The sequence below is a fragment of the Streptomyces sp. MZ04 genome (genome assembly GCF_004684775.1).
Lineage (GTDB): Bacteria > Actinomycetota > Actinomycetes > Streptomycetales > Streptomycetaceae > Streptomyces.
Map to the genome: position 1 here is coordinate 1 of NZ_SRIC01000413.1, position 5,636 is coordinate 5,636.

Consider the following 5,636-nt stretch of genomic DNA (forward strand, 5'->3'; position numbering starts at 1 on the left):
GTCCGGCTCCCCGTCACCCGACCCCGAGCCGACGAAGCCACCGGCACCGCCGTCCACGGTCACCAAGCCGCCCATGATCGACCGGGCGGCCTGGGGCGCGGACGAGTCGCTGGTCGAGGACCCGCCGGAGTACATCGAGAAGGTCAAGGCGGTCTTCGTCCACCACACGGTCGGCACGAACGACTACAGCTGCGCCCAGTCCCCGGCCCTGGTCCGCGGCATCATGACGTACCACGTGAAGACCGAGGGCTGGAACGACCTCGGCTACAACTTCCTCGTGGACAAGTGCGGCCAGGTCTTCGAGGGCCGCGGCGGCGGCACCGACCTGCCGGTGCGCGGCGCGCACACGTACGGCTTCAGCGGCGAGTCGGCGGGCATCGCGGTCCTCGGCGACTTCCACGGCAACGAGAACCCGGCGCCCGGCGAGACGTACAAGAAGGCGGGCAAGCCGACCCGTGCCGCCCTGGAGTCGGTCGCGCGCGTCGCGGCCTGGAAGCTCGGGCAGTACGGCGGCGACCCGGCCGGCAAGGCCACGCTGACCGCCACCGACGACACGGGTGTCTGGGCCAAGGGCGAGCAGGCGACGCTCAACACGATCTCCGGCCACCAGGACGGCTTCGCCACCGAGTGCCCCGGCAAGAACCTGTACCCGAAGCTGGGCGAGATCATCAGGTACGCCGCGAGCGCGGGCCGCAACTCCGCGATCCCGACGGCCGACTTCAACCGCGACGGCATCACGGACCTGGTGGCGGGCGCGCCCAAGGCATCGGGTGGCGTAGGCAGCCTCACGGTCGTCCCCGGCGGCCTGGACGGCCCGGTAGGCGCGTCCAAGAAGACCCTCACCCAGTCCAGCCCCGGCGTCCCCGGCGCCTCCGAGGCGGGCGACAACTGGGCGGCGGCCACGGCCTGGGGCGACATCAACGGCGACGGCTACGCGGACCTGGCGATCGGCGCCCCCGGCGAGGACGACGCGACGAACGCGGACCGCGGCGCGGTGACGATCCTCTACGGCCCGGCGTTCACCTCGGGCACGGATATGCAGCTGGCGGACGACTTCCACTACGCGGGCGCCAAGTTCGGCTCAGCCGTGGCCGTCGCCGACTTCAACGCGGACGGCAAGGCGGACGTCTTCGCGGCGTCCACCGGCACCGGCGGCACGTGGGCGGCGCGCTTCGCGGCGGGCAACGAGGTGGGCGGCACGCTCACGTCAGGCGACACGGCCATCGCGTACGCGGACGCCGCGTCCGGCGACTTCAACCGTGACGGCTACGCGGACGTGGCGCTGACGTACCGCGACCAGGCGGGCATCGGCAAGGTCCAGTGGTTCAAGGGCACCAAGTCGGGCCTGAGCAGGGTCGGTTCACTGACGGTGAAGGGCGGCCGCTCGGTGGCCGTGGCCGATGTGAACGGCAACGGCCACGACGACCTGGTCATCGGCCAGCCGTACACGGCCGAGTCGGGCGCCTTCGCGGGCGGCCAGGTGACGGTGGTTCCGGGTACCGCGACCGGCTTGACGACCACCGGTATGAAAACAATCCACCAGGACACGTCCGGAGTCCCGGGCGCCGCCGAGTCGGGCGACGCGATGGGCTGGTCGGTCTCGGCGGGCGACTACAACCTGGACGGCTACGCGGACGTCCTGACGGGCGCGCCGAACGAGGACATCACGCGGAACGGATCGGCGAAGAAGGACGCGGGCACGTCGCTGCTCCTGAAGGGATCTTCGTCCGGCCTGACCGGCGCGGGAGCCCTCGCCTTCTCCCAGGACACGACGGGCATCACGGGCGCAACGGAGACGGCGGACCGCCTCGGCTCGTCGGTGATGTTGACAGACCTGTCCGGCTACGGCCGCGCGGATCTGGCGCTCGGCGTGGACGGCGAGGACGCGGGCGACGGCACGATCCTGCAGCTGGACAGCGGGGCGTCGGGCGTCTCGACGTCGGGTGGGGTCTATTACGGGCGTACGTTGCTGGGGACTCCGGCGGGGGCGCACTTGGGGCAGGTGCTGACGCCGTAGCGGTGCGGATCGGAGGGGCGCAGGCCGCATTACGCGGGGGCCTGCGCCCCTCTGACGTACGAGGCCGCTCACAGACCTCCCTCCCCACACATAGGTTGCCGCCCACACATCCCGCCGATATCATCTTCTACAGATTTCGATATCAGTAGCTGCGGCTTCAGGAGGCCCCCATGGCCAGAACCGTCGTGGACATCAACGACGAGCTGCTCGCCGAAGCCGCCCAGATACTGGGCACCAAGAGCAAGGTCGCCACAGTCAACGGTGCGCTGGAGGAGCTGATCAAGCTCCGGAAGCGCGAGACCTTCGCCGAGTGGCTGAAGTCCGGTGGCCTTCCGGATCTCACCGGCCCTGTCGACGAGCCGCGCCCCGACGGTGACTCGCACCGGGCGGCCTGACCTTGCGCTTCCTCATCGACAAGTCGGCGCTCGCCCACTGGCCGAAACCCAACGTCGCCCCCCGCCTGGACGCCCTCTCCCGCAAGGGGCTGCTCGCCGTTTGCGGCGCGGTGGAAGTGGAGGTCTCATACAGCGCACGCTCCAAAACAGACGTGCTCCGCATCCGGGACGGGCTGCGCGGATTCGACTGGCTGCCCACTCCGGACGAGGCCTGGGACCGAGCGCTGGAAGTGCAGCGCATGCTCGTCGAGAACGGCAACTGGCGTGCTGTTTCCGGAACGGACCTCATCATCGCCGCCACGGCCGAACGGCACGGCGCGACAGTCCTTCACTACGACGGCGACTACGACATGATCGCCGCGGTCACCGGTCAGCCCGCCGAGTGGGTGGCCCCGCCGGGAACGGCCGATGTCACCCGCCCCTGAGCGCCTGCCCAGTCGCCCCGCAGCCGTAAGGCCCTCCGCTGCGGAAATCGGCCCGCACCTGTCGACAGTCGGCACACAGCGCTTCGCCCGCGACGGGGCGGAAGAGACGTGGCTGAGTGTGTGCCCCCGCGCACTCCACCATCTTCACGACGCGTGGTTCCGACGGCGCGACCGCCGGTGCCGGTGGTGGTACATCGAGGGGCGGGGCCTCCCGTAGTACGTACCGAACGAGTCCGCCCGGACGGTGAACTGTCTTTCCGTTAGCGGGGAGTTGACGTGAGATTTCCTCCCGAACCGCATCCGCCGTATGTCCCACCGTCAGCCACTGGGCAGCCAGCTCCGGCAGTATCCCGCGCGGTACGCGGAGGCGGGGGTCGAGCCGGTGCAGGGCGTCGACGATGCGGCGGGCTTCGGCGGCGAGCTCCGCTTCCACCGCCGGGGACGGTGGGAGGGTGTCCCCTACGGGGGTTGGCTCTGAAAGACGGCCGACGCCCCGACCCATCGGCGCGAGCTGCGGCGATACCACTCACACGCGCCCGCACCAGCGCACCGACCGACCCGACCACGCGTGAGCCGGGAGCTGGGGCGAGGGGCGAGGGCACCTTGAGCCCCCCGCCCGGCGCGGGTCCCGCGCCGGCCGCATTCCGGGGGCCACGGGGCAGATGCGCGGGCAGACAGCCGAGCCAGGACAGCGGGCGCGGGCGCGTGCCAGACTTGAGTCATGACGGCAGCGCGTGACTACGAGCACCTGCATCACCTGGTTGACCGGCTGAGCCCGACCCAGGTGCGGCGCTTGCGGCTGATCATCACCGAGGACGAGGAACTCTCCCAGGTCGACCAACAGGTCCCGGACGCGGCCGGTGGGGAGAGCGACGAGGGCGACCTCCTCCCCGCCAGCTTCCTGGCGCTGTCTGGCAGCATTGACGCACCGGCCGACTATGCCGAGCGGCACGACGACTACATCCGTGAACGAACGGAACGCGAGCGGAGCACCAGCGAGTGATCACCACGGTCCTCGACACCGGCCCGCTGGTGGCGTTCTTCAATGCCAAAGACAAACACCACGCAAGCTGCGTCGCCTTCTTCTCCCAGCTCCGCGGGCGAAAGCTGCTGCCCGCCACGGTTCTGGCCGAAGTGAGCTGGCAGTTGGAGCACTGGCCGCGCGTCGAAGCAGTCTTCGTCAAGCACGTCGCTGAGGGCTTCTTCGAACTCGTCGGCTTCAGCCCCGAGGACCTGCTGCGGGTCAGCGAACTCATCACCCAGTACGCAGACTTCCCCCTCGGTGCGGTCGACGCCTCGGTGATCGCTGTCGCGGAACGCTACGAGGTGGACCGCATCGCCACCCTCGACCACCGCCACTTCCGAGCCATCAAACCGAAACACGTGCCCGCACTGACCCTGCTGCCGTGAGGAGCCCGCGAGCATGAGGCGCACGGAGCACGTCATGCCCAACGAGAACGACACCGCCTACTAGGCACACGCCCACGTCCCCGTCCTCGACAGCAAGAACCCCACGGCCCGGCGGTCGTCTTCGCGGCCCCCGCCTGGTCGGCGTTCCTCACCGGGGTGAAGTCCGACCCCGTTCTGTAGTCGAGCGGCGGCAGCCGGGACGTGCCTTCGCGAGCGCGGCTTCGTTCTTAGAGATGTACTTCTTAGAAGTACGCCCCTAAGAATCCAGCCCAGAGCCGCCCGACGGCCCACCAGCGAGGTGCCCATGGCCGCACGCCCCGTCCACCGCCGCATCCCCAAGCCGGCCGACATGTTCGACCGCGGCTGGGAGTGGAGCGAGCTGACCCCCCAGTTGCGCGGCCCAGCAGGGTGTCCATGACAGCGAACCCGTCACGCCGCCCGTCTCTCCCTGCGCATGGCGTATCCGGCCCCTCCAGGACACCGCCGAGAAGACCGGGCAGGCACTGCCTCGTACGCCAACTGCCGCGCGAGGCGCCGCAGTCCCCTGTACGCCGCCGCACGCACCGCAGCGGGCCGCTTCCCGAGAACCTGCGCGGCCGCCGGGCCATCGAGACCCACCACGACACGCAACAGCACCGCCTCACCCTGGTCCGGCGGCAGCTCAGCCACAAGGCCCAGCACACGCGCGGTGGTCATCGACTCAAGCACCTCACCGGCGGTGTCATCGACAGCCGGCAGCGCGAACGCATCCCACTCCAACACTGAGGCCCGCGGCCTGCTCCGCTGGCGCCGCACATGGTCAATGGCCCGGTGACGGGCAACGGTCGCGGTCCACCGGCGAAAGTCAGCCCCACTCCCGCGAAACCGCCCTAAATCCCGGACGATCTGCAACCACGCCTCAGAAGCCACATCCTCGGCATCCTCACGAACCAGCCCCCGCACATACCCGAGAAGCCCAGGATGAACGCACCGATAGACGACCGCGAAAGCCGCCTCATCCCCACCCTTGGCACTCTCCAAGGCCCGAGTCAATGCCTCATCGCTACCCGCCGCACGGCGACGTCGCTCCCCACCCTGCCCCACGCTCTCCTCTTAACCCCGCTGACACTGCCCACCGTGCCCGTGCCCCCAAGAAAGAACCGCCGCACGAGCGCGGCGAACTACGCCGCACGCCGAGAACGCCCCGGAAGGGTGAGGTAGTAGATCTGCAATGACTGCTCCGCAGCATCAGCGCCAGCTTCAAAGCAATTCACCACCTTCCCCAGGGGATTCCACACCCTCCCGTCCGGCATCCGTACACCCACAGAATGTCCAAAGTAGAGACGCTGGCTCTCGTCGAAATCGACCCAGACGGCACCCGCCCGCCGCACCAACACCTCCCCCACATAG

General features: G+C 69.6%; 7 protein-coding genes and 1 pseudogene. 6 read left to right on the top strand and 2 right to left on the bottom strand.

What is annotated here, in order from left to right:
- From E2651_RS40680 to E2651_RS40700, 6 genes are all read left to right on the top strand, one after another.
- The coding region (locus E2651_RS40680) for an FG-GAP-like repeat-containing protein (protein WP_135336306.1) at positions 1-2,017 on the top strand (2,017 nt) is incomplete at its 5' end.
- A gap of 170 nt (positions 2,018-2,187) precedes the next feature.
- Entirely contained in the window at positions 2,188-2,412 is a 225-nt protein-coding gene (locus E2651_RS40685) for a type II toxin-antitoxin system VapB family antitoxin (protein WP_135336307.1), read from the top strand.
- Positions 2,409-2,837 carry a PIN domain nuclease gene (locus E2651_RS40690; RefSeq protein WP_135336308.1) on the top strand — a complete coding sequence of 143 codons (429 nt, stop codon included), beginning with the start codon at positions 2,409-2,411 and terminating at the stop codon, positions 2,835-2,837. The genes E2651_RS40685 and E2651_RS40690 overlap by 4 nt, the downstream gene beginning before the upstream one ends.
- A gap of 307 nt (positions 2,838-3,144) precedes the next feature.
- Complete coding sequence (locus E2651_RS44425; RefSeq protein ID WP_167829053.1) at positions 3,145-3,315, top strand: hypothetical protein; 171 nt, start codon at positions 3,145-3,147, stop codon at positions 3,313-3,315.
- A gap of 243 nt (positions 3,316-3,558) precedes the next feature.
- Positions 3,559-3,840, top strand: coding sequence for a hypothetical protein (locus tag E2651_RS40695; protein ID WP_245239520.1), 282 nt, complete (start codon positions 3,559-3,561; stop codon positions 3,838-3,840).
- Positions 3,837-4,247 (top strand): PIN domain-containing protein, encoded by a 411-nt coding sequence (locus tag E2651_RS40700; RefSeq protein WP_135336309.1) that lies wholly within the window; start codon positions 3,837-3,839, stop codon positions 4,245-4,247. Before E2651_RS40695 ends, E2651_RS40700 begins: the two co-directional genes overlap by 4 nt.
- 429 nt (positions 4,248-4,676) lie before the next feature.
- Here E2651_RS40700 and E2651_RS40710 read toward each other — a convergent pair whose 3' ends face one another.
- Complete coding sequence (locus E2651_RS40710) at positions 4,677-5,330, bottom strand: RNA polymerase sigma factor (RefSeq protein ID WP_135336310.1); 654 nt, start codon at positions 5,328-5,330, stop codon at positions 4,677-4,679.
- A 77-nt stretch (positions 5,331-5,407) separates the two neighbouring features.
- A pseudogene (locus E2651_RS44875) lies at positions 5,408-5,636 on the bottom strand (hypothetical protein); the annotation flags it as partial.